22 protein-coding genes are annotated in these 24,852 nt (G+C 64.5%); 13 read left to right on the top strand and 9 right to left on the bottom strand.

What is annotated here, in order from left to right:
• Window positions 1-2 precede the first annotated feature (2 nt).
• The 5 genes from QO014_RS18805 to QO014_RS18785 form a co-directional block, all read right to left on the bottom strand.
• Window positions 3-1,019 carry an ABC transporter permease gene (locus QO014_RS18805; protein WP_266350278.1) on the bottom strand — a complete coding sequence of 339 codons (1,017 nt, stop codon included), beginning with the start codon at window positions 1,017-1,019 and terminating at the stop codon, window positions 3-5.
• Entirely contained in the window at window positions 1,016-2,554 is a 1,539-nt protein-coding gene (locus QO014_RS18800; protein WP_266350277.1) for a sugar ABC transporter ATP-binding protein, read from the bottom strand. The genes QO014_RS18805 and QO014_RS18800 overlap by 4 nt, the downstream gene beginning before the upstream one ends.
• 238 nt (window positions 2,555-2,792) lie before the next feature.
• Complete coding sequence (locus QO014_RS18795; protein WP_266350276.1) at window positions 2,793-4,046, bottom strand: LVIVD repeat-containing protein; 1,254 nt, start codon at window positions 4,044-4,046, stop codon at window positions 2,793-2,795.
• A gap of 342 nt (window positions 4,047-4,388) precedes the next feature.
• Window positions 4,389-5,429 carry a substrate-binding domain-containing protein gene (locus tag QO014_RS18790; RefSeq protein ID WP_266350275.1) on the bottom strand — a complete coding sequence of 347 codons (1,041 nt, stop codon included), beginning with the start codon at window positions 5,427-5,429 and terminating at the stop codon, window positions 4,389-4,391.
• A 251-nt stretch (window positions 5,430-5,680) separates the two neighbouring features.
• On the bottom strand, window positions 5,681-6,613 hold the full coding sequence (locus tag QO014_RS18785) for a GntR family transcriptional regulator (protein ID WP_266350274.1): 933 nt from the start codon (window positions 6,611-6,613) through the stop codon (window positions 5,681-5,683).
• 347 nt (window positions 6,614-6,960) lie between these two features.
• Between QO014_RS18785 and QO014_RS18780 the strand changes: the two genes are divergently transcribed.
• The 3 genes from QO014_RS18780 (at window position 6,961) to QO014_RS18770 (ending at window position 10,599) form a co-directional block, all read left to right on the top strand.
• On the top strand, window positions 6,961-7,953 hold the full coding sequence (locus QO014_RS18780; RefSeq protein WP_266350273.1) for an ABC transporter substrate-binding protein: 993 nt from the start codon (window positions 6,961-6,963) through the stop codon (window positions 7,951-7,953).
• Between the two features lie 66 nt (window positions 7,954-8,019).
• Entirely contained in the window at window positions 8,020-9,546 is a 1,527-nt protein-coding gene (locus QO014_RS18775) for a sugar ABC transporter ATP-binding protein (protein ID WP_266350272.1), read from the top strand.
• A 75-nt stretch (window positions 9,547-9,621) separates the two neighbouring features.
• Entirely contained in the window at window positions 9,622-10,599 is a 978-nt protein-coding gene (locus QO014_RS18770; protein ID WP_266350271.1) for an ABC transporter permease, read from the top strand.
• 55 nt (window positions 10,600-10,654) lie between these two features.
• Here QO014_RS18770 and QO014_RS18765 read toward each other — a convergent pair whose 3' ends face one another.
• Both QO014_RS18765 and QO014_RS18760 read right to left on the bottom strand, forming a co-directional pair.
• Window positions 10,655-11,479: an SDR family NAD(P)-dependent oxidoreductase gene (locus QO014_RS18765; protein ID WP_266350270.1), complete on the bottom strand. Its 825-nt coding sequence runs from the start codon at window positions 11,477-11,479 to the stop codon at window positions 10,655-10,657.
• Entirely contained in the window at window positions 11,479-12,315 is an 837-nt protein-coding gene (locus QO014_RS18760; RefSeq protein WP_266350269.1) for an NAD-dependent epimerase/dehydratase family protein, read from the bottom strand. The genes QO014_RS18765 and QO014_RS18760 overlap by 1 nt, the downstream gene beginning before the upstream one ends.
• 584 nt (window positions 12,316-12,899) lie before the next feature.
• Here QO014_RS18760 and QO014_RS18755 point away from each other — a divergent pair.
• The 10 genes from QO014_RS18755 (at window position 12,900) to QO014_RS18710 (ending at window position 23,357) form a co-directional block, all read left to right on the top strand.
• On the top strand, window positions 12,900-13,910 hold the full coding sequence (locus QO014_RS18755; RefSeq protein WP_266350268.1) for a BMP family lipoprotein: 1,011 nt from the start codon (window positions 12,900-12,902) through the stop codon (window positions 13,908-13,910).
• A 202-nt stretch (window positions 13,911-14,112) separates the two neighbouring features.
• Entirely contained in the window at window positions 14,113-15,651 is a 1,539-nt protein-coding gene (locus QO014_RS18750) for an ABC transporter ATP-binding protein (RefSeq protein ID WP_266350267.1), read from the top strand.
• Window positions 15,651-16,694 (top strand): ABC transporter permease, encoded by a 1,044-nt coding sequence (locus tag QO014_RS18745; protein ID WP_266350266.1) that lies wholly within the window; start codon window positions 15,651-15,653, stop codon window positions 16,692-16,694. The genes QO014_RS18750 and QO014_RS18745 overlap by 1 nt, the downstream gene beginning before the upstream one ends.
• On the top strand, window positions 16,682-17,674 hold the full coding sequence (locus QO014_RS18740; RefSeq protein ID WP_266350265.1) for an ABC transporter permease: 993 nt from the start codon (window positions 16,682-16,684) through the stop codon (window positions 17,672-17,674). The genes QO014_RS18745 and QO014_RS18740 overlap by 13 nt, the downstream gene beginning before the upstream one ends.
• Before the next feature lies 1 nt (window position 17,675).
• Window positions 17,676-18,686: a nucleoside hydrolase gene (locus QO014_RS18735; protein WP_266350264.1), complete on the top strand. Its 1,011-nt coding sequence runs from the start codon at window positions 17,676-17,678 to the stop codon at window positions 18,684-18,686.
• A 10-nt stretch (window positions 18,687-18,696) separates the two neighbouring features.
• Window positions 18,697-19,650: a nucleoside hydrolase gene (locus QO014_RS18730; RefSeq protein WP_266350263.1), complete on the top strand. Its 954-nt coding sequence runs from the start codon at window positions 18,697-18,699 to the stop codon at window positions 19,648-19,650.
• Window positions 19,651-19,838: 188 nt separating this feature from the next.
• Window positions 19,839-20,483 carry a cysteine hydrolase family protein gene (locus QO014_RS18725; protein ID WP_266350262.1) on the top strand — a complete coding sequence of 215 codons (645 nt, stop codon included), beginning with the start codon at window positions 19,839-19,841 and terminating at the stop codon, window positions 20,481-20,483.
• Window positions 20,484-20,541: 58 nt separating this feature from the next.
• On the top strand, window positions 20,542-21,093 hold the full coding sequence (locus QO014_RS18720) for a MarR family winged helix-turn-helix transcriptional regulator (RefSeq protein ID WP_266350261.1): 552 nt from the start codon (window positions 20,542-20,544) through the stop codon (window positions 21,091-21,093).
• A 42-nt stretch (window positions 21,094-21,135) separates the two neighbouring features.
• Window positions 21,136-22,329, top strand: a complete 1,194-nt coding sequence (locus tag QO014_RS18715) for an amidohydrolase family protein (protein ID WP_266350260.1) — start codon at window positions 21,136-21,138, stop codon at window positions 22,327-22,329.
• 116 nt (window positions 22,330-22,445) lie between these two features.
• Window positions 22,446-23,357 (top strand): ketopantoate reductase family protein, encoded by a 912-nt coding sequence (locus QO014_RS18710; RefSeq protein ID WP_266350259.1) that lies wholly within the window; start codon window positions 22,446-22,448, stop codon window positions 23,355-23,357.
• A gap of 74 nt (window positions 23,358-23,431) precedes the next feature.
• Here QO014_RS18710 and QO014_RS18705 read toward each other — a convergent pair whose 3' ends face one another.
• Window positions 23,432-24,016, bottom strand: a complete 585-nt coding sequence (locus QO014_RS18705; protein ID WP_266350258.1) for an amino acid synthesis family protein — start codon at window positions 24,014-24,016, stop codon at window positions 23,432-23,434.
• Window positions 24,013-24,597, bottom strand: coding sequence for an amino acid synthesis family protein (locus tag QO014_RS18700; protein WP_266350257.1), 585 nt, complete (start codon window positions 24,595-24,597; stop codon window positions 24,013-24,015). The genes QO014_RS18705 and QO014_RS18700 overlap by 4 nt, the downstream gene beginning before the upstream one ends.
• Between the last annotated feature and the right edge of the window lie 255 nt (window positions 24,598-24,852).

The following is a 24,852-nucleotide window of genomic DNA, read 5'->3' as shown; positions in this document are numbered from 1 at the left end:
GTCTATCGCTTCCGCTTGCCGAGCCCGAAGGTCAGCGCCAGCGCGCCGACCAGCACCACGCCCTTGACGAAATCCTGCGTATAATAGGGTGCGTTCAGCATCGTCAGCCCGTTCAGCAGCACGCCGACGAAGATCGCACCGAGCACCGTGCCGAGCACGTGCGGACGGCGTTTGTCGAGCACGGCAAAGCCGATCAGCGAGGCGGCGACGGCGTCGAGCAGGAGCGAATTGCCGGCAGAGACATCGCCGCGCCCGACGCGCGAGGCGACGATCAGACCGCCGAGCGAGGCGAGCGTTCCCGACAGGATATAGGCCCAGAGGCGGTAGGCCTTGGTGGGCGCACCGGCGAGATGGGCCGCCGTTTCATTGCCGCCAATGGCGTAGAACACGCGGCCCCAGCGCGTCCGCTCCATCAGGAACCACGCGATCACGGCGACCAGCGCCATGACGATGACGGGGTAGGGGATCGTGTTGAAGAGGCGCGCGCGGCCGAGGATCAGGAAGGCCGGATCATAGGCGCCGAGCGCCGTAGTACCATCGGGCAGCATCATGCCAGCGGTGATCGAGCGGCCGCCGGTCGGAATCAGCTGCAGGCCCGCGAGCAGGAACATGGTGGCGAGCGTCGCCAGCAGGTCCGGCACACCGACGCGCACGATCAGCAGGCCGTTGGCGAGCCCGATCAGCGCACCCATGGCCAGCACGAGCAGCATGGTCTCGATGGCGTTCATCTGCAGCACGACCATCAGATAGCTCGCCGCCATCACCGACGATGCCGCGACGCTGCCGACCGAGAGGTCGAAGCCGCCGGCTGACATGGTGATCGAGACGCCGACGCCGAGGATCGCGACGACGGAGACGGCCTGCAGGATCGAGAACAGATTGGCCGAATTGATGAAGGCGGGCTGGGCGATCCAGAATCCGACCAGCATCAGCGCGAGCAGGACGAAGAGCGCATAGCGCCGGGCCGTCTCGGCGAGGCTCGATGTTGGCCTGGCCTGCGTGGCGGTCTGTTCGGTCATGACGTGACGTTCCCGGTTTCGGCGGCCTCGACGCTGCCGATCGCTGCTGCGAGCGAACCATGGCTGCCATCGGCCTCGTAAAGTGAATGGTCGCGCATCACGAGGATGCGGTCGGCAACCTCCAGCGCTTCTTCCGTGTCGCTGGTGGCGATCAGCGTGGCGGAGCCGCTCTGGCTGCCGCGGATCGCCGCGATCAGGTCGGCCCTGGCGCCGACATCGACGCCCTGGAACGGCTCGTCGAGCAGGAGCAGCCGGCACGGCGCCGCCTGCCAGCGGGCAAGCACGACCTTCTGCTGGTTGCCGCCCGATAGCTGGTCGAGCGTATCGTCGGGCCCGCGCGCCTTGATGCCGAGACGGCTGATCGCCTGCGTCGCCGCAAGGCGCTCGCGCGTCGTGTTCAAGATGCCGGAGGGGAACCAGCGCGGCAGATGTGGCAGCGCGATCGTGCCCGCGATCGTGGCGCCGGGAATCTCCGGCGGCAGCAGCGAGGACGCCCAGCGATCCTCGGCCACCATGAACACGCCGCGCACGATCGAATAGGACGGACCGGTCGAAAGCCAGGGCTTTCCGTCGATCGTGAAGCCGCCTTCGACCAGCGTCTCGAGCCCGAACAGGGCGCGCAACAGGCGGCTCTTGCCGGAGCCAAGCGTTCCAGTGATCGCGACCACTTCGCCGGAGCGAAGGTCGAGATCGAAGGGGCGGGCGCCGGGAACGAGCACGGCGCGCTTGACCGAGGCGAGGATCGGCGCACTGGAAGGCTTGCCGTCATGGGCGCTGGCGTCGAGCGTGCGCCCGATCATCGCGGCGACGGCGGCGGAAAAATCAATCGGCCTGGCGAAGGATGCGACGACCCGTCCACCACGCAGTACCACGGCGCGATCGGCAATCGCGGCGAGATCGCCGGTCCGGTGCGAGATATAGAGGATCGCAATGCCGCTCGCCTTCAGGCGGCGCAGCACGGCAAAAAGCCGTTCGGCTTCGGTCGAGGACAGGCTCGATGTCGGCTCGTCGAGAATCAGCACCGACGCCTTGGCGGCGACCGCGCGGGCAATCGCGATCAACTGGCGTTCGGCCGGACGAAGATCGATGAAATCGCGGTCGAGCGGCAGGTCGAGATCGATCGCCGCGGCGATTTCCTGCGCTCGTTTGCGGATCGAACGGCCCGAGACGAAGAAATTGCCGGTGCCGCAGAGTTCGTTCAGCGTCAGGTTCTCGGCGACGGTGAGGCCGGCGGCGCCCGCCTGGTCGGTCGCCTGATGCACGGTCGCGATGCCGGCGGCCTGCGCCTCGCTTGGCGAGGCGAAGGACACCGTCTTGCCGCCCAGCGTGATCGTGCCGGCATCGGCGCTGATCGAGCCCGACAGGATTTTGACCAGCGTCGATTTGCCGGCGCCGTTCGCCCCCATCAGCGCAACGATCTCGCCGGCCTCGACCACGAGATCGGCGCCGGCCAGCGCTCGTGTCGGCCCGAACGCTTTCTCGATCCCCGAAACGGAGACGGCGATCTTGGCGGGAGAGGGGGAGGCGAGGGACACGGTGCTCAGCTTCGGTTCGTCAGTTCTATTTCGGTCGTTTGGGTCGGATTCGGTAGAATTCCTCCCCCTTGTGGGACGGGCCAGGGAGGGGGCCGGCTCGGTCTACCGGGTTTGGCGCTCTGGAATTGCCGACCCATTCCCCGAGATCGGCGTCGGTACCCCCTCCCTGACCCTCCCCACAAGGGGGAGGGGGAAGAAAAGGACGAGGATGGGTCGAATAAGGGCGGTTTGCCGCTGATCAGCCGCCATACTCCATGATCGCGAGGCCGGCATTGTAGTCGGTCGAATAGATGATGCCGTTCGCGTCGACAAAGAGATCGGCCGACTGGATCACGCGCGGGCGGTTTCCGCGCTTGTCGACCATTCGCTCCGGCGCGGCGGGAACGAGCGCGCCCGTCTCCTTCGGCTCATAGGCATTGGAGATGTCGAAGACCCGCACGCCGGCATTCTGGTAGGTCGCGAAGATCAGCGTGTCCGAGACGAAGCTGCCCGGCCGGTTCTCATGCAGATTATGCGGGCCGAAATGCCCGCCCTTGGCGCTATAGTCGGTCTCGGCGGGGGTCGGCAGCGTCGCGATCGAGATCGGGTTGCCGGGATCGCGGATGTCGAAGATCCAGGTCCGCTTGCGGCCGTCTTCCTCATGGTCGAGCACGGCCTCGTCCGCGACGACTAGAAGATCGCGCTTCGGCAAAGGGAGGGCGGAATGGGTGCCGCCGCCATAGGGCGGCGACCAGTTCCGGTGGGTGATCAGCTTCGGCGCGGCCTTGTCGGCGATGTCGAGTATGGTCAGGCCGCCATCGCGCCAGCAGGCATAGGCCGTATCGCCCTCGACAAGGCCGTGATGCAGCGCGAAGCGCCGGCCTTCGCCCCAGCTGGGCTCTTCGCCGCCGGCGAGATGCATGCCGGGGATCCACCAGCGCCCGGCTTCGACCGGCTTGGTCGGGTCGTCGAGATCGACGATCATGAAGATATAGTCGCTATAGCCGTCGACCAGCGCCGAGACATAGGCGTAGCGGCCGCCCACATACCAGATGCGATGGATGCCGACGCCGTCGACCGGGAAGAAGCCGATTGGCCGCGGCGCGGTCGGCTTGGAGATGTCGTAGATCGCCATGCCGGCCGACCAGTTCCGCGCGGCTTTCGCCCCGGACGCGGTGCCGACCGTCTCGCCGACCGACTTGGTGTAATAGACCTTCTCGTCGACCGCGAAGGCGGCATCGGCGAAGAGATCGCGCGCGTGGATGACCAGCAGCAGATCCTCATGCGTCTGCAGATGGATCGTCCAGGTGTTCGGCGGCGCGGGAACGAAGACAGTCTCGCCCGGCTTCCTCGGGTCGCGCACATCGATGATGGAAAACCCCTGCGACCAGGGATGCGCGACATAGGCGAAGCCCCGATGCACCATGACCTGCAGCGCATCTGGCCGTCCGCCCTGGTCGGAATGGCCGATCAGGCGGATGTTGCGGGCATAGTCGGGTGTCGGAAGGGGCATTTGTTTCGCGGCTTTTCAGTTGGTCTTGATTGAAACGGCCGGGCCATGCCCGGCAGTTCGGCTTTCATCAGCGTGTCGGCCATTCCACTCCATGCACCATCCCCGTCCCATCCGTCATCCCCGCGAAAGCGGGGATCCATGCAGCCGCAACCGTTCACCGCTGAATGGATCCCCGGTCAAGCCCGGGATGACGGTTGAGGGGGCTATGGCCGGAGAAGATAGCTTCGGCAAGCCGAAGCGTTCTTCCCCGTCCCGGGGCTTCAAGCGCCCCTCCCCAAAAGTGCTGCGCACTTTTGACCCTCCCTCAAGGGAAGGGTTTAAGAAAGGACGAGGCTTTCCGCCTTACTTCGCGGCTGGAATCCAGTCTTTCTTGGCCGCGTCGCTGTCCTTGAAGGCCGGGAACTTGGCCTGTAGTTCCTCGATCGTCTTGATGTCGTTGTCGATCAGGGTCTTCTGCGTGACGAGCGTCGGTTGGATCAGCACGCTATGGCCCGGATCTTCGCCGGCGATCAGCTGCGCCAGGGCGCGGACCGAGACTTCGCCGACGACGGCCGGATTGGTGGCGGCGGTGGCAAGCCAGGGGCTGTTGGGTTCGCGCATGGCCTGGATGTCCGAAGTCGAGATGTCGACGCCGTAGATCTTGACCTTGTCGGCGACGCCGGCCTCGTCGATGGCGAGCTTCACGCCGCGGGCAAATTCGTCCCACGGTGTGAACACGACCTTGAGCGACGGATTGGCAGCCAGCACGGCCTTGGTCTGGTCGGCGACGGAGGCGGCGACTGTGTCGTTCACCACGCCCCAGGTCGCGATTTCCTTGATGCCGGGGTACTTCTTCTGGAAGTCCTTCCAGACCGCATAGCGGCGGTCGAGCGGTGCGAAGCCGGCGACATACACGACGCCGCCATCGAAGGTCTCGCCCTGGTCCTTGATCGCCTGCTCGAGCACGAGGCGGGCCATGTCGGCATCGGACTGCTCGATCTGGGGGATCTTCGGATTGTCGATGTTGACGTCATAGGCGACGACCGGGATGCCGGCGTCGATGGCCGCCTGCGCGACGTCCTTCAGCGCTTCCGGCTGGCCGTTATTGATGATGATGCCCTTCACGCCGAGATTGATCGCCTGCTGGATCAGCTCGCGCTCCTGGTTGATGTCGTTGCGAGCCTGCGAGATGTTGGCCTCAATGCCGAGCGCCTCGGCTTGGCGCTTCACGCCCGCCTCGAAGGCCTGCAGCCAATCGCCGGAGCCGAGGAAGCTCACCACGGCGATCTTGACCCCACCCTTGTCGAACGGGGCCGGCGCGCCTGCCAGACCCTCCGCCGAGGCGCCCGAAGCGAGCGCGGTCAGCCCGGCCGCGAGAGCCAATGAGAGAAACGTCGTCTTCATTTTCTTGTCCTTCTCGGAACGCACGAACCGTGCGGTCGATCGCTCGCCGCTCCGGTTTCTTTTCCACCCGTCGCGCGCCGGTGGGACAGCCGCGGTCATGGTCTTGACGAGCCGAAACTAGCCAGAGCGCGCGGGCGCAATAAGGAATGAAATTCCAAAATTGTCGAGATGGAAGGTTGTTCGTTGCCTAAAAAGCGGAGGCATCTGATGGGGGCTGGGGAGAGAGCCGGGCCGTAAGATCGAACGGCGCTTCAGGCGATCAGCGCAGGACGCAGCCGCTTGCGGACTTCGCTCGAGGGCGTCGGCTGTTCGAGCGAGGTCAACAGTGTCTGCCGTGCCGAGATCAGGTGCTTGCGGCAGAGATATTCGGCATCGATCAGCGAGCGTGATCGGAGACCCTCGACATAGCGCAGGTGCTCTTCGATGGCGACGCGATTGCGCTCCTTCTCGCCCGCCTTGTTCCATTGGTAATGGTAGTGAAAGATCATCGAGATGATCTCGTAGAATTCGAGGATGAAGCGGTTCTGCGAGGCGTTGTGGATGAGCCGGTGGAAGCGCTCGTCGAGCTCGGAGAAATCGCGATAGCGCGTGTCGATCGCCTCGAGCAGCGCGCGATGCTCCGCCTCGATTCGCTCGAGCGCCGTCCAGGCTGGATGCTGCGCCGGCAGGCGGATGAAGGCGTGGGTCGAGCGGATCTCGAACATTTCGCGCACCTCGAACAGTTCGAGCGCGAATTCCTCGGTGAAGCCCTTGAGCACCCAGTGCCGATTGCGCTGCTTCTCGATGATGCCGAAGCGCGAGAAGCGAATGAGAAACTCCCGCACGGCGGAGGTGCTCACGCCGATATCGCGAGCGAGGTCGGCTTCGCTGATGCGGTCGCCCATTGTCATCCTGCCGGACAGAATGCGTGCCATGAAGGCGCGCTCGATCACCGACGAGATCGAATCCGTCTCGCTGTCCGGGAAATAGTCGGCCGCAACCGGCAGGCGGATCACCTGCTTGGAGGTCTTCTCCCAATGGAGCAGGCCGGCATCGACCATGGCGGTGAGCACGGAGCGCACCGTCGTCCGGCTCACCTTCAGCCTTGCGCTTAGTTCCGTCTCCGACGGCAGGCTTGCGTCCATGGACAGCATGCCGAGGCAGCTGTTGTAGGCCTCCTTGAAGAGCGTGTTCGGCTTGGTCATGCGGGATCGGGCCGATTGGTTCGCGTCGTTGGATCAGAAAGGCTTCAGCTACCCGGTGACGATTGATTCCGGGTGCTCATTCTTTGGGCTGAAGCGGCGACAGCCAAATCGCTGAGCAGGCGAGAGCAGTCCATTATGGATAAGATACCGGATGCGCGACATGGTGCAATCGAGAAAGTCTCGGCAGCGCCATCGAGGTCTTGGGATGGCAGTTGCCATCACGCTGGGCCTGTGTCTAATCTGCTCATGTCGAATGTCTAATAACGATAAAAGACGCCGGCGACGATGGCGCTGTGTTGCTGGTGGCTTCGTTCGAGATCGCGCTTTCTCTGGGAGGGGAATCGGAAATGTCATTCAACGCTAGGATTCTGACTCGTCGTGGCTTTGGCCTCATGGCCGGCGCGGCGGTCATCGCCACGGGGCTCGCGGCCGTTCCGGCCAGCGCCGCCGAGGTCACGATCCCGATCATCGTCAAGGATACGACGTCGTTCTACTGGCAGATCGTGCTCGCCGGCGCCCGCGCCGCAGGCAAGGATCTGAACGTCAACGTGCCGGAACTCGGCGCCCAGTCCGAAGCCGACATCAACGGCCAGATCACCATTCTGGAGAATGCCGTCGCCGGCAAGCCGGCCGCGATCGTGATCTCGCCGACCCAGCGCGCCGCTCTCGGCAAGCCGATCGACGAGGCTGCGAAGTCGGTCAAGATCATCGGCATCGATTCCGCCGCCGATTCCAAGGCCTTCACCTCGTTCCTGACCACCGACAACGTGCAGGGCGGGCGCATCGCCGCGGACGGGCTCGCTGCGGCGATCGCCGAGAAGTACGGCAAGCCCGAGGGTGAAGTCGCCCTCATCACTCATCTGCCGGGTGTCGGCTCGCTCGACGAGCGCGCCAAGGGCTTCAAGGAAGAGCTCGCCGCCAAATATCCTGGCATCAAGCTCGTGGCCGACAAGGTTTCGGATGGCACGGCCAATGGCGGCCTCAACATCACGACCGACCTTCTGACCGCGTTCCCGAACCTGCGCGGCATTTTCGCGTCCAACCTGATCCAGGCCCAGGGCGCCGGACAGGCCGTCGCCGAGAACAAGGCGCAGGACAAGGTCAAGCTGGTCGGCTTCGACAGCGACGACAAGCTGGTGAAGTTCCTCGGCGACGGCGTGATCGCCGCGCTCGTGGTCCAGGACCCCTACCGCATGGGCTATGACGGCGTGAAGACCGCGCTGGCCGCGTCCAAGGGCGAGAAGGTCGCCCCCTTCGTCGATACGGGCGCCAATCTGATCACGACCGCCAACATGAAGGAGCCCCGTTCGCAGGAGCTCCTCAATCCCAAGGTCAAGTGATCGAGGCCTGACAAACGGGCCGGCGCGCACCATGCGCGCCGGCTTTTTCTCAGATCGGGTCGTGCCATGAATGCGTTGAACGTCGCCGAAGCCGCGGGCGGCATCGCTCCGTCGAGCGTGCCTATCCTTGAACTCAGGAAGCTCGACAAGCGCTTTACGGGCACCCACGCCCTGAAGTCGGTCGATCTCTCCTTCAGGCGTGGCGAAATCCACGCCATCGTCGGTGAAAACGGCGCCGGCAAGTCGACGCTGATCAAGCTCCTGACCGGCGTTCATCCGCGCACGTCGGGCGAACTCGTCTGGCTGGGCGCGACCGTACCACTCTCCACCCCGCATGAGGCGATCGCGCTCGGCATCAATGCCGTGCACCAGGAAGTCGTGCTCTGCCCGCATCTGACGGTCGCGGCCAACATGTTCCTCGGCGACGAGGAAGTGCGCTACGGCCTGCTCAAGAATCGGCAGATGGTGGCCGATGCGCAGAAGGTCCTGGACGAACTGGGCTTCAACCTGCCGGCCGGGGTGCTGCTCTCGGATCTTACGATCGGCCAGCAACAGCTGATCGCAACCGCGCGCGCCGCGACGCGCGGCACCAAATTCCTGATCTTCGACGAGCCCACCGCCTATCTGACCCGCCAGGAAGCGGCGCAGCTCTTCGCGCTGATCCGCCGGCTGAAGGCCGAGGGCGTCACCATCGTCTATATCAGTCATCGCATGGAAGAAGTGTTCGAGCTCGCCGACCGCGTCTCGGTGCTGCGCGATGGCCAACTCGTCGGCACACGCGATATCGACGCGACCGACGAGAACGAGTTGATCGCCATGATGATCAACCGCTCGATCGAGCAGGTCTATCACAAGGACACCATCCCGCTCGGGGCCACGCTGATCGAGGCAAAGAACCTCTCGGGCGAGGGGTTCGAGGACATTTCGCTCAGCGTGCGCGCGGGCGAGATCGTCGGCCTCTACGGCCTGATCGGCGCAGGCCGCAGCGAGTTCGTCACCAGCCTTTTCGGCCGCCATCCGATCAAGAGCGGCGAGGTCGTCTGGGAGGGCAGGCCCGTCAGGATCCGCAACGAGCGCGATGCGATCAATCTCGGCATCGCGCTTGCGCCAGAGAGCCGGCGCGACCAGGGGCTCTGCCTCAATCTGGGCGTCGGCCACAACATAAACCTGCCGGTCTATGACCGGCTGACCAAGGGCGTGACCATCTCCGCACGGATGGAGAAGGAACATGCCGACCGCCAGATCCAGGATCTGCGCATCAAGACGCAAAGCCGCAATGCGCTCGCGCTCAGCCTGTCCGGCGGCAACCAGCAGAAGATCGTGATCGGCAAATGGCTGAACCACGGCGCCAAGCTCTTCATCTTCGATGAGCCGACGGTGGGCGTCGATGTCGGCACCAAGGCCGAGATCTACCGGCTGTTTTCGGCGCTGCTGGCGAAGGGGGCGGGGATCATCCTGATCTCGTCCTACTTGCCCGAGGTTTATGAGCTGGCCGACCAGTTTCACGTCTTTCGCGCCGGCCGGCAGGTCGCGACGCACGGCTTCAAGGCCGTTTCACACGAACAGATCCTGAGCGAGGCGATCGGCGTCTAGTGCGGCTTCCCGCATGGGACGCTCTCTCCATCAACAAAGCGCGCCGAAAAGAACAGTCCAGAGGAAATGCGGTCCATGAGCCAGAAGACCACGACACAGGGTGAGATCGCGCCGCGACGCAAGCTGAACTTCAACAATCTGCTCAGCCTCTCGCTGGTGGCCGTGCTGCTGCTGATGTTCATCCTGCTGTCGATCGCGACGACGACATTCGCGACCCCCGGCAACATTTCCAATCTCGCGCGCCAGGGCGCGATGATCGCGATCCTCGCCGTCGGCGAGACCTTCGTCATCATCACCGCCGGCATCGACCTGTCGGTCGGCGCGATCGTCGGCTTCACGACCGTCATCGTCTCGCTCCTGATCGAGGGCGGCGTGCCGGTTCCGATCGCGATCACGATCACGCTGCTCGTCGGCGTAGCGATCGGCGCGTTTCATGGCTTCGGCATCGTGCGCATGGGCCTGCCGCCCTTCATCATCACGCTGGCGACGCTGACCGCGCTGCAGGGCGTCGGCCTGTTGATCACCAATGGCTCGACGATCAACATCACCAATGACGATTTCACCGGCTTCTCGCGTGGCGAGTTCCTGGGCATCCCCAATCTGTTCTGGATCGTGATCGTGGTGGCGGTGCCAGCCGTGATCTACCTGCATTTCAGTAAATATGGCCGCTATCTCTATGCGGTCGGATCGAATCCGGAGGCCGCGCGCCTGTCCGGCGTCAACGTCCGTGGCGTGATCTACACCGCCTATATCCTGTCGGCGCTCTGCGCGGCCGTCGTCGGCGTCATGCTCGCTTCCCGCACCGGCACGGGCAATGCGACCCAGGCGAATGGCTGGGAATTGCAGGCGATCGCCTCGTCGGTCATCGGCGGCACCAGCCTGTTCGGCGCGGTCGGCACGGTCTGGGGGCCGCTCCTCGGCGCCTTCATTCTGGCGACGATCCGCAATGGCGCCAACCTGCTGAACGTCAATTCGTTCTGGCAGTACATCATCACCGGCGGGCTGATCATCATCATCGTCTATTTCGACCAGTTGCGCCGTCGCAAGCGGTAGCACCGGTCTCAACCCCTCTCCTCGCGAGAGAGGTTACGCGGAGCCAGCCGCCGCCTTACCGCACCAGCGGATAGGCGTCGGCCTCCGGCGCGTTGGCCCAGCTCTGCATGGTCTGGCCGCCATCGATCAGATAGCCGGCGCCGGTAATGTGCAGCGCATCATCGGAGGCAAGGAAGGCAACGAGGCCTGCGACATCCCCCGGCTGGCCGATCCGTCGCAGCGGAATGCGGTTGGCGAAGCGCTCTATCCCCGCACGATAGCCCGCCTGGTCCTCGGCCGGAACGCCGAGTGTCGTCTCGATCACGCCGGGGCAGACCGCGTTGACGCGGATGCCATAACGCGCGACGTCGAAGGCCGCGACCTTGGTCAACCCCAGAACAGCATGCTTGGTCGAGGCATAGCCGGCGCCGCCGGCGAGCACGTCCCAACCGGCCATCGAAGACGACATGTTGATGATCGACCCGCAGCGGGTCTTGGCTTCGATCATGGCGCGAAGGGCGAAGCGCTGGATCAGGAATATGCCGCGCAGATTGATCCGCACGATCTCGTCCCAGTCGGCGATGGAGAGTTCGTAGACGGGCGCGACCTTGCCGGAAATGCCGGCATTGTTGAAGACGATATCGAGCCGCCCGAAGGCAGATATGGCGGCTGCGATCGCGGCCTCGGCCTCGATCTCGTCTCCGACATCGGCGGCGACACCGATCGCATTATAGCCCGATGCGCGCAGCGCTTGGGCGGTTTCCTCGGCTCGCGTGCCGTCGCGGTCCACCACGACAATGGTCGCACCTTCCGAGGCGAAGCGGCGGCATGCGGCCGATCCGATCGCGCCCGCGCCGCCCGTGACCAGAACGACCTTGCCGTCGAAACGTCCGTTCGCCATCACTGATACTCCCGCCAGGAATGCTTGGGTACAAAGCCGATCGCCGCGCGCGCCGCATCGGTATCGATTACGGCCGCGTGGCCGGGCAACGGCTTCTTGAGGGGAAGATTGCCAAAGGCGGCCTGGATGAGATCGGCGGTCGGCGTCTCGCTATAAGTGTCGGCGGCGCTCAGGAAGAGGCGGACATGGCCCGTCGTCTTGCCCTCGACTGCGGCCAAAAAGGCGGCGGCGGCATCGCGCGCATCGATATAGCTCCAGAGGTCGCGGCCCGAATCCTTGCCGGCGCGGCGTGGACCGACTTCCCTCAGGAAGGTCTCGGCGCTCTGGATCCACGGCATGCGCAGGCTCACAGCGTCCAGCGCGCCGCGCCGCACGGCCGCGTCGATGATGTCCTCGCCGAGCGTCTTCGACAGCGCATAGGCATCCTGCGGCGCGTTGGGATGTGCCTCGTCGACCGGCAGGTAATGAATGTCGATCGGCTTCACGAAGAAGGGAAAGCCGAGCACGCTGAAGGACGAAGCATAGATCAACCGCCTGATGCCGAGCACGACGCAGGCTTCGACGGCATTGTAGGCGAGCGCGATATTGGTCGAGAACACGTCCGTCGCCGTTCGTCCCGTTGGCCGCGGAATAGCGGCGCCATGGACGACGACATCGGCGCCCTTGAGCGCCATGACCATCTCGCCGAAATCGGTCAGGTCGGCGGTCAGGTGCGAGGTGACGGCGGTGCGTGCCGGCACGGTGTCTATGCCGCGCACCTCATGTCCGGCCGCCATCAGGGCATCCACGATCGCGCGTCCGAGAAGTCCGCTCGATCCAGTCACCGCGACGATCATGGAATCTCCTTGAATGTTGAAAAGGACATCGGCGTGCGCCTTTCATCCGGCGGGCGCCCTGTCAATTCCGTCCCTCGTCTTCGGCTGGGCTGTCAGCAAGCTGCGTGCCATTGCATCAACGCAAATATCATTGATGATCATACAAGTCTGAGCGCCGGTTTCGCTCTTTGTCAATCACGTATTCCTGCGCTCATAATAGGCATGATGAGGAGACGGGAGCCCAATGTCTGGTCACGTTGGGCCAAAAGTCGCCATATGCGTCACGGGAGCGGCAGCAATGACGGCCAAGGCTGCAATGTCAGGATTGCCGCGGTGCTCGATCGAGCTGACCTGCGATTGCCGGATGTCGGTCACGCAGGGATCCCGCGCTTTTTCATGTGCCATCGCTGCGTGGGAAATTCATCGGGGTCTGACTAAATTCTGATCGCGCCAAGCCGATTGACAAAATTTCAAACTCGCGCAGGATTGTATGACCATCAACGATCCGGTGCAGCGGTGCAGGGAAAATGACCGCGCTCCGGGCAGGTCGGGATGGACACCTTCGACGAAGAATGTGCTCTCCAACTCCAGGGGTTTGGGTCATCATGTCCAGTTGGTCCCGTCGTCTTGTCGCGCTCTGCGGCGCCACGGCCTTTGCGCTCGCAAGCCAGGCCGCGCTCGCCAAGGACGTCCATATCGCCGCCATCTCGGGCTATTTCGCCCAAGGCTTCGGCGTATCGATCGTCAATGGCCTGAAGAAGGCCGAGAAGGATCTCGGCGTCAAAGTGAAGCTCGTCGACACGGGCAATCGTGCGCTCGATTATGAAGAGCAGTTCAACAACATCGCCAAAAGCGGCGAGTATGACCTGGTCTTCGTGATGGGCTGGGAACTTGTCGACGCGCTGCAGAAAACCGCCGCCGCCTATCCGAATACCAAATTCGTCTTTATCGACGGCGTGCTGGATTCCAAGCAGATCATCTACGCCAATTTCGCCCAGAACCAGGGTTCGTTCATGGCGGGCGCGCTCGCAGCGCTGATGGCCGAGAAGGGCAGCGCGGTCGAGGGCCTCGGCGATGGCAAGGCGATCGGCTTTGTTGGCGGCCGCGACATCCCCGTGATCCGCGACTTCCTCGCCGGCTATGAGCAGGGCGCCAAGACCGCGGCTCCCGATATCAGGCTTGATTCCGTCTTTGCCGGTACCTTCGACGATCCCGCCAAGGGCAGCGAACTGACCATGGCGCTCTACGGCCAGGGCTCCGACATTGTCTACAACGTCGCCGGCCCGACCGGCGAGGGCGTGCTGCAGGCGAGCGCTGCGGCCGACAAATACTCGATCGGCGTCGATATCGACCAGTGCAACGTCGCACCGGGCCATGTCATGGCGAGCATGCTCAAGAAGGCCGACGTGGCCGTCTACAGCCTGGTCAAGGACGTGGTCGACGGCAAGGGCATCGAGCCGGGCAGCATCCACACTTATGATCTGAAGTCGGGCGGCGTCGAATTGCTGCTCTGCCCGCAGGTGGTGGACAAGATTCCGGCCGATGTGAAGGCCAGGCTCGAAGCACTCAAGACCGATGTGATCGACGGCAAGATCACGGTCGCGACGGTGAAGTAGTACTCTTTCTTTCTAAACCCTCCCCTTGAGGGAGGGTCAAAACCGCGTTGCGGTTTTGGGGAGGGGGCTCTTGGCCGGCGAAGGCTTCGGCCCTTTCGCAGAAGCACCCCCCTCCCGAAGCCGCTGTCGCTTCGCTCGGCGCCTTCGACCTCCCCTCAAGGGGGAGGTTTAGAAAGCGTTCGCCCGCACGGATCGTCACCCCATGCCCTTCGCCATCGAGCTCAAATCGATCACCAAGCGGTTCGGTTCGTTCGTCGCCAATGAAGGCGTGAACCTCGCCGTCGAACGCGGCCGGATTCACGCGATCATTGGCGAGAACGGCGCCGGCAAGACGACACTGATGAATGTGCTCTTCGGCCTGTTGCAGCCCGATGAGGGCGAGATCTGGATCGATGGCGAGAAGAAGATCCTGCCCAATCCGGCAGCCGCCATCGCCGCCGGGATCGGCATGGTGCACCAGCACTTCAAGCTCGTGCCGTCGCTGACGGTGGCTGAAAATGTCTTCCTCGGCATGGAGATCCGCAAGGGTGGGCTGATCGACCACAAGGCGCAGATCGAAAGGACGGCATCCCTCTCGAAGCAATTCGGCCTGCAGGTCGATCCGAGTGAGCGCGTCGGGCTTCTCTCCGTCGGCATTGAACAGAGGATCGAGATCCTCAAGGTGCTGGTGCGCGGCGCGCGGACGATCATTCTCGACGAGCCGACGGCCGTGCTGACGCCGCAGGAAAGCCGCGAACTCTTCCAGACACTTCGCGGCTTTGTCGCCCAGGGCATGACGGTGCTGTTCATCTCGCATCATCTGGAAGAGGTGATGGAGGTCTCCGATACGGTCACGGTGCTGCGCCATGGCAAGGAAGTCGCGACGCGGCCGACGGCCGAACTGACCAAGTCCGATCTCGTTCAGATGATGGTCGGCCGCTTCGTCTCCTTCGATCGCCGCCCCCGTCCGCCGACATCGGGCAAGACCGTGCTCGAGGTCGAGGACCTCTGGTGTCGCGACGAGCGCCGGGTCCAGGCGCTGCGCGGCGTCTCGTTCAAGGTCAGGGCGGGCGAGATCGTTGGCATTGCCGGCGTCGCGGGCAACGGCCAGACCGAACTCGCTGAAGTGCTGTCGGGCCTGCGTCCATCCAGTCATGGCGCGATCAGGCTGCAGGGACGACCGATCACCGGGCTTTCGGCGCGTGCCATCCGCGCTGCCGGCATTGCGCATGTGCCGGGCGACCGCCTCGTGCGTGGCGTCGATCGCAACGCCTCGATCGCGCTCAACATGTTGATGGGTCGGCAGGACCAGAAGCCCTGGTCGCGAAGCGGCATTATCGATCACCGCTACCTGACGGAACAGACGACGGCGCTGATCAAGCGTTTCGACATCCGCGCCCGAGGCCCGGAATCGCCGGTGAAGAGCCTCTCCGGCGGCAATATCCAGAAGGTGGTGCTCGCCCGCGAATTTTCCGGCGATGCCGGCTTTCTGCTGATCGACCAGCCGACGCGCGGCGTCGACATTGGCGCGCAGGAGGCGATCCATGGCGAGATCATGCGCCAGCGCGAGGCCGGCAAGGCGATCCTGCTGATCTCGGTCCAGCTCGACGAGCTCTCCGCGCTCGCCGACCGCATCCTCGTGATGTTCAACGGCACCGTCATGGGCGAATTGCCGGGCGACCGTGTCGACGAGGAGGAAATCGGCATGCTGATGGCCGGCGTGCGCCCCGGCTCCGGCGCCTCAGCGCGGGGAGCCGCCTGATGTCGGATCGCATTGACAGCCTTCTGGGCCAGGCGCTGGCCATTCTCTTCGCGCTCGGACTCGGCGCGATCGTCATCCTGACGGTCGACGAGAGCCCCCTGCGCGTCCTCGTCACGCTCTTGAACGGCGCCTTCGGCAATCCCGAGCGCATCGCCGGCACGCTGTTGCAGACGACGCCAATCCTGATCTGCGGCATCGCCGCCTGCATCTCGCTCCGTGCCGGCCTGTTCAATATCGGCATTGAGGGCCAGCTCTTCATGGGCGGCTTCTGGGCGACCTGGGTCGGTTTCTCGTTCAACCTGCCGCCCGTGCTGCATCTGCTGCTGGCCATGGCGGTCGCGATTATCGCCGGCATGGCCTGGATTGCGATCCCGGCCTTCTTCCGTGCCCGCTACAACACCAACGAGGTCGTCTCGACGATCCTGGCGAACTATGTCGCGATCCTGGTCACCTCTTACCTGACCATCAACATCTTCAAGCGCCCCGGCGGCCTTTCCGAGACGCCGCCGATCCATGAGAGCGCCTATCTGCCGGAACTGTTCTCGTTCTCGCGTCTGAACTGGGGGCTGATCATCGGCCTGGTGCTGGCCTGCGCCGTGCATTTCTTCTTCACGCGCATGTCGCGCGGCTATGCGGTGAGCGAGATGGGGGCCAACCCGAAATTCGCCGAATATGGCGGCATCGACATCAAGCGGCAGATCTTCGTCGTGCTGCTCGCATCGGGCGCCGTCGGTGGCCTTGCCGGTGGCGTCGAGGCGCTCGGCGTGCATCACCGCTTCATGGAAGGCTTCGCGCCGGGCTTTGGCTTCGATGGCGTGATCGCGGCGCTGCTCGCCAATGGCAGCCCGATCGGCACGATCTTCACGGCGCTCTTCTTCGGCGCGCTGAGGAGCGGCTCGCTTCTGCTCGAAGTCGACACCACCGCCTCGCGCGAGATCATCACGGTCATCCAGGCCCTGATCATCCTCGCGGTTTCAGCACAGATCACGATCAAACGACGCGCTTCGGATTCGACGGCGGGGGAGCGGCGATGGAAGTTCTAGAACGTCTCTTCAATGTCGCCCTCGTGGTCGCAACCTTGCGCACCACCGCGCCGATCCTGCTCGTCGCCCTCGGCGGCTCGTTTACCACCAAGGCCGGCATCTTCAATATCGGGCTTGAAGGCCAGATGCTGGTCGGCGCCTTCTTCGCTGTGATCGGCACGATCTTCACCGGTTCGCCCTGGATCGGCGTGCTCTGTGGCGTGGCGGCGGCCCTCGTGCTCGCCTTCGTCTTCGCGCTCCTCGTCGTCACCTTCAAGGCGAACGAGGTCGTGGTCGGCCTCGCCCTCAATATCCTGGCGGGCGGCATGACGGTCTCGCTCCTCAAGGCGATCTTCGGCACGCGCGGCTCGATCTTCGGCCACGGCCTGGTCGGCCTGCCGGTGCTACGGCTGCCCAATGCGCGCGATCTCGGCTGGTTCGGCCAGATGATCTCGGGCTATACGCCGCTCGTCTATGTCGCCTTCATCCTCGTTCCGGTGCTGATCCTGTTCTACAATCGCTCGCGGCTCGGACTTTATATCCGCGTCGTCGGCGAGAAGCCGGAGGCGGCCGAAGCGCTCGGCATTTCGATCGCGCGCATCCGCTATGTCTCCTCGCTGCTCTGCGGCCTGCTCGCGGGCCTTGCCGGCGCGCATCTTTCGCTCGGCTACACGACCATGTTCACCGAGAACATGTCGTCCGGCCGCGGCTTTATGGCCGTGGCGATCCTGATCTTCTCCAATGGCGATCCGCTCAAGATCCTGCTTGGATGCCTGCTGTTCGGTTTCTCGGATGCGCTGTCGCTGCGCCTGCAGACCTTCGGCATCTCGTCCTATCTCGTGCTCGCCGTTCCCTATCTCGTGGCGCTGATTGCGCTGTTCGCTCTCTCCTACCGGGCGCGTCCGCGCATCATCCAGGAAACTCTCGCCTCGATGGGCCGCGCTCTTTCCGTCAAACCAAACGCCGCCACGGACGCCGAAAAAGCCGTGACGAGGGGATAAAATGGAACGCATCATTCTCGACGTCGATTCCGCAGGCGACGACATTCTGGCGGTGCTCTTCGCGGCGGTTTCGCCGTCGATCAAGCTCGAAGGCGTCACCACCTGCACTGGTGCCGCCGGTCCGATCGAGCAGGTCACCAATGTCGTGCTCAACACGCTGGCGCTGGCAGGCCGTGGCGATATTCCGGTCGCCAAAGGGGCCTGGCGCCCGATCGTGGGCAATTCGAAGGCCGATATGGAGGCCCCGGTTCATTTCGAGAAGCGGCTCGTCGCGCGCTTCGGCGACCGGCTGAAGAAGTTCAACCCGCCCGCGCCAACGCCGACCTTGAAGGTCATCGACAAGCATGCGGTCGATTTCATCATCGACACGGTTCTGGGTTCGCCCGGCGAGATCACCATGGTCGTGACCGGCCCGATGACCAATCTCGCCATGGCGTTCCTGCAGGAGCCGAAGATCGGCCCGGCGCTGAAGCGCATGGTCCTGCTCGGCGGCAATTTCGTCACCCCCGGCAACATCACGCCGCTCTCCGAATACAATATCTGGGCCGATCCTGAGGCCGCCCGCGTCGTACTCAACCAGGGTGTCGAGACCATCCTGGTGCCGCTCGACGTCTGCGAGGATAATCGCGCGGCGGCGAGCATGCTGACCCGCGATGATCTGGCCGATCTGAAGGACGCTGGCGATCATCCGGTGCTCGCCATGCTGCAGGACAGCTTTCCGATCTATATCGACATCTGGCGCGAGTTCTTCGATCTCGTCGGCTTCCCGATGGACGATATCATCACCGTCGCGCTCGCCTTCGATCCGACGCTCTGCACCATGAGCGAGCCGATGTTCGTCGATATCGTGCTCAACCCGGGAATCGCACGCGGCCAGACGGTCGCCTATCGCGGACGCCAGTTGTTGCCGGGCGGCGGGCCGAAGACCACCCGCGTGTGCACCGATGTCGATGGACGCCGCTTCATGCAGCTCTTCAAGGACACGATCGTCCGCTATCAGTCGGCCGCGTGAGGGCAGGGAAATGACGAATACCGATATGACCACCACCCGCCCGACCCCGATCATCCTCGATTGTGATCCCGGCCATGACGACGCGATCGCGCTTGTGATGGCGCATCGCTCCAAGGCGATCGATCTTCTCGGCGTCACCGTCGTCTGCGGCAATGCCGAGCCGGAAAAGACGGTATCCAACACGCTGCGCATCCTGGAATTCATCGGCGCCGGCGATGTCCCGGTCGCGGCCGGCTGCGTGCGCCCGCTCGCCCGCCCGCTGGTGCTCGGCACCGCCGACGGCCCGAGCGGCCTCGAGGGCTCGCCCTATCTGCCGCAGGCAACCAAGACGGTCGAGAAGCTGCATGCGGTCGATTTCATCGCCAAGACGCTGCGCGAGCGCGACGAGCCGCTGCGTATCGTGGCGACCGGCCCGCTCTGCAATCTCGGCCTCTTCGTACTGAAATATCCCGAGCTGCTGCCGAAGATCAAAGACATCACCTGGATGGGCGGCGTCTTCTGGCGCAAGAGCGAGATCATCACGCCGACCGAGTTCAACGCCTTCTGCGATCCGGAGGCGCTGAAGATCGTGCTCGACAGCGGCGTGCCGATCACCATGGTCGGCCTCGATGTCACCATGCAGGTGCTCGTCGAGGAGCCGCAATATGCCGAATTTGAGAAGATCGACAGCGAGCTCGGCCGCGTCGTGCTCGATTGGCTGCGCTTCTACGAGAAGCTGCATCGCGATTCCATGGGTGTCGGCGGCGCGTTGCACGATCCGCTGGCGCTGGCGCTGATCATCGATCCGACTCTGGTGCGCTCGCGCCCGGCCCATATCGGCGTCGACCTGACTGGCACCTACACCTTCGGCGCAACGGTGGCTGATTTCTGGAACGAGCGCGGCCTGCCGCCCAACGCCCAGATCGCGAAGGAAGTCGATGCCGATCGCTTCTTCGATCTGCTTTATTCTCTGCTGCGAGACTAGGTGACGCTATGTCCGTTCACCCACACGCCGTCATCCCGGGCTTGACCCGGGATCCATCAAGTCCTGAGGCGTCTCAGGCCTTGATGGATCCCCGCTTTCGCGGGGATGACGGAGCTTGGGTTGCGGACGTGATTTGGCGCCCTAAGCTTCGCATCACCCACTGACGCACACTCACCTGAGGAGCCAAAATGTCCGTCGACGTCTTCTCGTCCCACATGAACGCCGAACAGGCGAAGCTCGATCCCGCCCGCACTGCGGTGATCGTGGTCGACATGATCAACGAGTTCTGCAAGCCGGGCGGCCGGATGGTCCTGCCCGGCTACGAGACGCTGGTCGGCCCCCAGCTCGCCGTGATCGACGCCGCGCGCAAGGTCGGCGCGCCGGTCATCTGGGTCCATGACAGCCATCGCAAGAACATGCGCCGCGACCGCGAATGGGTGAAGCGCACGCCGCACGGCGTCGAGGGCACCTGGGCAACCGAGATCATCGAGGACCTCGGCGCGCGCGAGGACGAGATCCACGTCATCAAGCATCGCTATTCGAGCTTCTTCCAGACCGATCTCGACCTGGTGCTGAAGGACATGCTCGTCGACCAACTGGTGGTGTTCGGGGTCGTGACCAATATTTGCGTGCGATCGACGGTTCACGACGCTTTCTTCAACGGCTATGAGGTCGTGGTGCCGCGCGATTGCTGCGCGGCCACGGGCCCCCGCGAGCAGGAATCGACGCTGTACGATATCGCCACCCATTTCGGCGTCGTCAGCGACAGCGCCGCCGTCGTGGCGGCCCTGACATCGGGGCTGGTGATCGAGAACGAGCAGATCGCGGCTTGAACGATCGAAGACGCGGACGGCCGGAAGGCCGCGCCGAATGGCATGCAAGGACGGGCGGATGGCATTGAAGAAGCAGGTGGCGGCGGAGACGATGGTTCCGGACGAGGACGGACCCTCCGGCGCGACCGAGGCCGCGCTTTCGGAAGCCTGGGTCCAGGACGCGTTCGCTTCGTCCGGCTATGAGCTCACCGTCCACCCTGCCCACGTTATCCGCCGGGCGCATCAGCGCGCGACGATGCACTTTCAGGAGGTCATGGGCGAGCACGACCTGACGCCGACGCAGATGGCCGCGCTCGCGACGATCATGCGCCATGGCGAGGTCTCGCAGAACCAGCTCGGGCGGCTGACCGCGATGGATCCATCCACGATCAGCATCGTGATCCGCAAGCTCGCCAAGAACGGCCTCGTCGAGCGATCTGCCTCTGCGGAGGACCAGCGGCTGTCGCTGATCCGCCTGTCGGAGGCGGGCCTGCGCTACACCGCGCCGCTTCTCGCCAAGAGCGTCGAGGCCGGGCGCCGCGTGCTCGCGCCGCTGAAGCCGAGCGAGCGCGCCCTGTTCATGGAAATGCTGGTTCGCGTCGCCGATGGCGAACCGAACACGGACAATTAGTGCTGCGCCCTTCCGCGCGGCGTGCGATCGAAAGGAACTGCCATGAGTCATGATGCACCGGCCGCGAATGGTGGACCGACCAAGCTCGTCATCAAGAATATCGGCCTCATGCTCTCGGGCGATATCACCAATCCGATCCTCGATGCCGACACGATCATTGCCGAGAACGGCCGGATCACCGCCTTCGGCCGCGAGAAGGACCTCGACATCGAGGGCGCGACCACGCTGGTCGACGCCAAGGGGTCCCCGATCACGCCGGGTCTGATCGACAGCCACGTCCACCCGGTCGCCGGCGACTGGACGCCGCGCCAGAACCAGATCGGCTGGATCGATTCGACGCTGCATGGCGGCGTCACCACCATGATCTCCGCCGGCGAGGCCCATACGCCCGGCCGGCCGACCGACATTATTGGCCTGAAGGCGCTCGCAATTTCGGCACAACGCCAGTTTTCGGCCTTTCGCCCATCCGGCGTGAAGGTCCATGCCGGCGCGCCGATCATCGAAAAGGGCATGGTCGAGGAGGATTTCCGCGATCTCGCCAGTGCCGGCGTCAAGATGCTGGGTGAAGTCGGGCTCGGCTCGGTCAAGGATGGCGAGACGGCGCGCCAGATGGTCGCCTGGGCGCGCAAATACGGCATGATCTCGACGATTCATACCGGCGGCCCCTCGATCCCCGGCTCCGGACTGATCGACAAGGATGTCGTGCTCGCCGCCGACACGGACGTGATCGGCCATATCAATGGCGGCCATACGGCACTGCCCGACGACCAGATCGTCTGCCTCTGCGAGCAGTGCGGCCGCGGCCTGGAGATCGTCCATAACGGCAACCTCCGCGCGGCGCTCCTGACGCTGAACACGGCGCGCGAACTCGGTCAGCTCGACCGCATCATTCTCGGAACCGATGGCCCCGCGGGCTCCGGCGTGCAGCCGCTCGGCATCATCCGCACGATTGCGCATCTCGCGGCGCTCGGAAATCTCCCGCCGGAAATCGCGTTCTGCTTTGCCACCGGCAATACCGCCCGCATGCGCGATCTCGATTGCGGATTGATCGAAATCGGCCGCTCGGCCGATTTCGTGCTGATGGACAAGCCCCAGCATTCGGCCGGCACGACGCTGCTGGACGCCATCCGCCTCGGCGATATTCCCGGCATCAGCATGACGATCATCGACGGTGTCGTCCGCACCGGCCGTTCGCGCAATACGCCGCCTTCGAGCACCATGGCGGTGGTCGTCTAGCGACGACACTCCCATCGCGGTCATGCGTTCTCGTCATGGCCGCGATGCGGGCGTGACGGAGCCGGGCTGCGCCGGCGGCGATAAGATCCCGCCCCAGGCTTCGAGGGAGGGATAGTGTGAAAATCACGGTTATGGGTGCCGGCGCGGTCGGCTGTTTCTATGGCGCCATGCTCGCCAGGGCGGGGCATTCCGTAACATTGATTGCCCGGCCCCGGCATGTCGCGGCGATCAATAGCGACGGCCTCGTGCTCGAAATGGCGGGCAGGACGGAGCGCCTCGCCGTGACGGCCACAAGCGAGCCGGCCGGTGTCGCGGGCGCCGACATCGTGCTGTTCTGCGTCAAGTCGACCGATACGGCCGAGGCCGGCCGACATATCGCGCCGTTCCTTGCCGCCGATACGGCGCTGTGGAGCCTACAGAACGGTGTCGACAATGCCGAGCGGCTGGCGGCGGTCCTGGGGCGTCCCGTTGTTCCGGTGGTCGTCTATGTGGCCTCGGAAATGGCGGGGCCCGGCCATGTGCGCCATCACGGCCGCGGCGAACTGGTCGCCAGTCCCGGCCCCGGACACGACGCGATCGCGGCCGCCTTCGCAGAGGCCGGCATTCCGACCCGCATTTCAGACGATGTCGCTGCGGCGCTCTGGACCAAGCTGATCATCAACTGCACCTTCAACGCCATTTCGGCGATTTCGCAGCTGCCCTATGGCACGTTCTCCGTCGCGCCCGGCGTCACGGCGCTGATGCGGGAAGTCGTCGATGAGTGTCGCGCGGTCGCGGCTCGCGCCGGCGTCGCGGTCCCGGCGAATATCTGGGATATCGTTGCGGCTCTTCCCGCGACCATGCCCGGCCAGTATTCCTCGACCGCGCAGGATCTCGCCCGCGGCAGGACGAGCGAAATCGACCATCTGAACGGCTATGTCGTCGCGAAAGGCGAGGAACTCGGCGTTCCGACACCAGCCAACCGAACCCTGCACGTGCTGGTGAAGCTGGTCGAACTCAAGGCGGCGCAGGCGAAGCACGCAGCCTGACAGGTGCGGCTTGTTCCGTAGGGCCGCCGCGCGAGACCCGGCCCCGTGACGAGGCCGGGCATCGCGTCGGGCTTCTATCGCAGGCCGTCCTCGCCCTTGATCTCGTCCTTCTTCAGACCGCCCACGCGCGCATGCGGGCGCCCGGAATCGGTCACGGCGACGGCGACGAGGATCTCGTCGGCACGGGGCGCGTCCGATACGCTGACCTCCATGCCGTCGAAATGGCTCCGCACAAAGGCCGCATCCTTGTGGCCGAGCGGGATATCGAGCGGCGCGCCGGGACCGGTGCGCTTCTTGGAGGAGGGGATGAGCGCGGCGCCCTTGCCGAGCACCTTGCGGAACGGCGCGCCGAGCTTCGGGTGTAGTATGGCGGCGCCGTGCTCCAGCTCCCCATCGGCGCCGATCGCCGCGGCCTTGCCATAGCTCTCGACGCTCGAGCCGGGAACGCCGAGCGCGGCTACGGCGCGGGCCGAAAGCAGGCCGCCCAGCTCCTCGCCGATCTCATAGAGCGGCGACAGGTCCTCGACATATTGCCCCGCATAGGGGTTCTCGATGACCGCGAGAGCCGCGGCGCGCCGGGTGGGCGGCGAAACCGCCTTGCCGCCCTCGATCAGCGTTTCCTCGACGATGGTGATGATCTTCCGGATGCGCGCGCTCACCGCAGGCCGTCCCCGACCTTGATGTCCGCGACCGCGAGACCGCCGACGCGGGCATGCACGCGCGGACCTGTGGTCATCACCAGCACCAGCACGATCTCGTCGCGGCGCGGCGCATCGGCAATGCCGATCTCCAGCGCGTCGAAATGGCTGCGCACATAGGAAGCATCGATATGGGTGATGGGAATGTCGATCTTGGTGCCGAGCGTGCCGACCTTCTTGGCCGAGGGAACGATCGCCTTGGCGCCGCCGAGCAGTTCGCGCATGGCATAGCCGCCGGGCACATGCCAGAGCGCACCATGCTCGATTTCGCCGGCCTCGCCAACGATCGCGCCCTTGCCATAGCCCTCGACGACCTTGGGATCACCGCCCAGCGCATCGACCAGGCGCCCGGCCATGTCCAGGCCGAGCGGCTTCAGATCGTCCATCAGGCCGACAATGTCCTCGACGAAACGGCCCGCGAAGGGGTTCTCGATCACGGCCGCGATGGCCGCGCGCTTCGGCGGAACATCCACAGGCGGACCGCCTTCATGGAGGATTTCCTCGACGACGGTGACGAATTTCCTGACCTTGATGTCGACCATGAGGAACCTCCGGCTGGCTGGCGATGGCGCTTTAGTGGGTGCAAACTTGTTAGACCATCAACGATCTTGCGAATGGCCGATCCTGTCAAGGAAGACCCCGAGCGGAGCAGCGAAAAATGCTGCCGATCCGGCCTCCCTGATCGGGGTTCGCAGATTACGGTGCCCCGCCCGTTGCGCAAGGCTGACCCGAGAAATTCCGGCGGGTGGAGCGCAATAGGAAATGGAAGCGTCGCACGCTATCGTTGCCGTAAAGTA

Origin of the sequence: Kaistia dalseonensis (assembly GCF_030814715.1) — a bacterium.
Classification (GTDB): Bacteria; Pseudomonadota; Alphaproteobacteria; order Rhizobiales; family Kaistiaceae; genus Kaistia; species Kaistia dalseonensis.
Note: the sequence above shows the minus strand (reverse complement) of the source record. Positions and strands in the feature narration are given on the sequence as shown.

What these genes read in the sequence shown, in the direction of transcription:
- QO014_RS18805 (WP_266350278.1), bottom strand. Translation starts at nt 1,019, where the DNA reads ATGACCGAACAGACCGCCACGCAGGCCAGGCCAACATCGAGCCTCGCC.
- QO014_RS18795 (WP_266350276.1), bottom strand. Translation starts at nt 4,046, where the DNA reads ATGCCCCTTCCGACACCCGACTATGCCCGCAACATCCGCCTGATCGGC.
- QO014_RS18790 (WP_266350275.1), bottom strand. Translation starts at nt 5,429, where the DNA reads ATGAAGACGACGTTTCTCTCATTGGCTCTCGCGGCCGGGCTGACCGCG.
- QO014_RS18785 (WP_266350274.1), bottom strand. Translation starts at nt 6,613, where the DNA reads ATGACCAAGCCGAACACGCTCTTCAAGGAGGCCTACAACAGCTGCCTC.
- QO014_RS18780 (WP_266350273.1), top strand. Translation starts at nt 6,961, where the DNA reads ATGTCATTCAACGCTAGGATTCTGACTCGTCGTGGCTTTGGCCTCATG.
- QO014_RS18775 (WP_266350272.1), top strand. Translation starts at nt 8,020, where the DNA reads ATGAATGCGTTGAACGTCGCCGAAGCCGCGGGCGGCATCGCTCCGTCG.
- QO014_RS18770 (WP_266350271.1), top strand. Translation starts at nt 9,622, where the DNA reads ATGAGCCAGAAGACCACGACACAGGGTGAGATCGCGCCGCGACGCAAG.
- QO014_RS18765 (WP_266350270.1), bottom strand. Translation starts at nt 11,479, where the DNA reads ATGGCGAACGGACGTTTCGACGGCAAGGTCGTTCTGGTCACGGGCGGC.
- QO014_RS18760 (WP_266350269.1), bottom strand. Translation starts at nt 12,315, where the DNA reads ATGATCGTCGCGGTGACTGGATCGAGCGGACTTCTCGGACGCGCGATC.
- QO014_RS18755 (WP_266350268.1), top strand. Translation starts at nt 12,900, where the DNA reads ATGTCCAGTTGGTCCCGTCGTCTTGTCGCGCTCTGCGGCGCCACGGCC.
- QO014_RS18750 (WP_266350267.1), top strand. Translation starts at nt 14,113, where the DNA reads ATGCCCTTCGCCATCGAGCTCAAATCGATCACCAAGCGGTTCGGTTCG.
- QO014_RS18745 (WP_266350266.1), top strand. Translation starts at nt 15,651, where the DNA reads ATGTCGGATCGCATTGACAGCCTTCTGGGCCAGGCGCTGGCCATTCTC.
- QO014_RS18740 (WP_266350265.1), top strand. Translation starts at nt 16,682, where the DNA reads ATGGAAGTTCTAGAACGTCTCTTCAATGTCGCCCTCGTGGTCGCAACC.
- QO014_RS18735 (WP_266350264.1), top strand. Translation starts at nt 17,676, where the DNA reads ATGGAACGCATCATTCTCGACGTCGATTCCGCAGGCGACGACATTCTG.
- QO014_RS18730 (WP_266350263.1), top strand. Translation starts at nt 18,697, where the DNA reads ATGACGAATACCGATATGACCACCACCCGCCCGACCCCGATCATCCTC.
- QO014_RS18725 (WP_266350262.1), top strand. Translation starts at nt 19,839, where the DNA reads ATGTCCGTCGACGTCTTCTCGTCCCACATGAACGCCGAACAGGCGAAG.
- QO014_RS18720 (WP_266350261.1), top strand. Translation starts at nt 20,542, where the DNA reads ATGGCATTGAAGAAGCAGGTGGCGGCGGAGACGATGGTTCCGGACGAG.
- QO014_RS18715 (WP_266350260.1), top strand. Translation starts at nt 21,136, where the DNA reads ATGAGTCATGATGCACCGGCCGCGAATGGTGGACCGACCAAGCTCGTC.
- QO014_RS18700 (WP_266350257.1), bottom strand. Translation starts at nt 24,597, where the DNA reads ATGGTCGACATCAAGGTCAGGAAATTCGTCACCGTCGTCGAGGAAATC.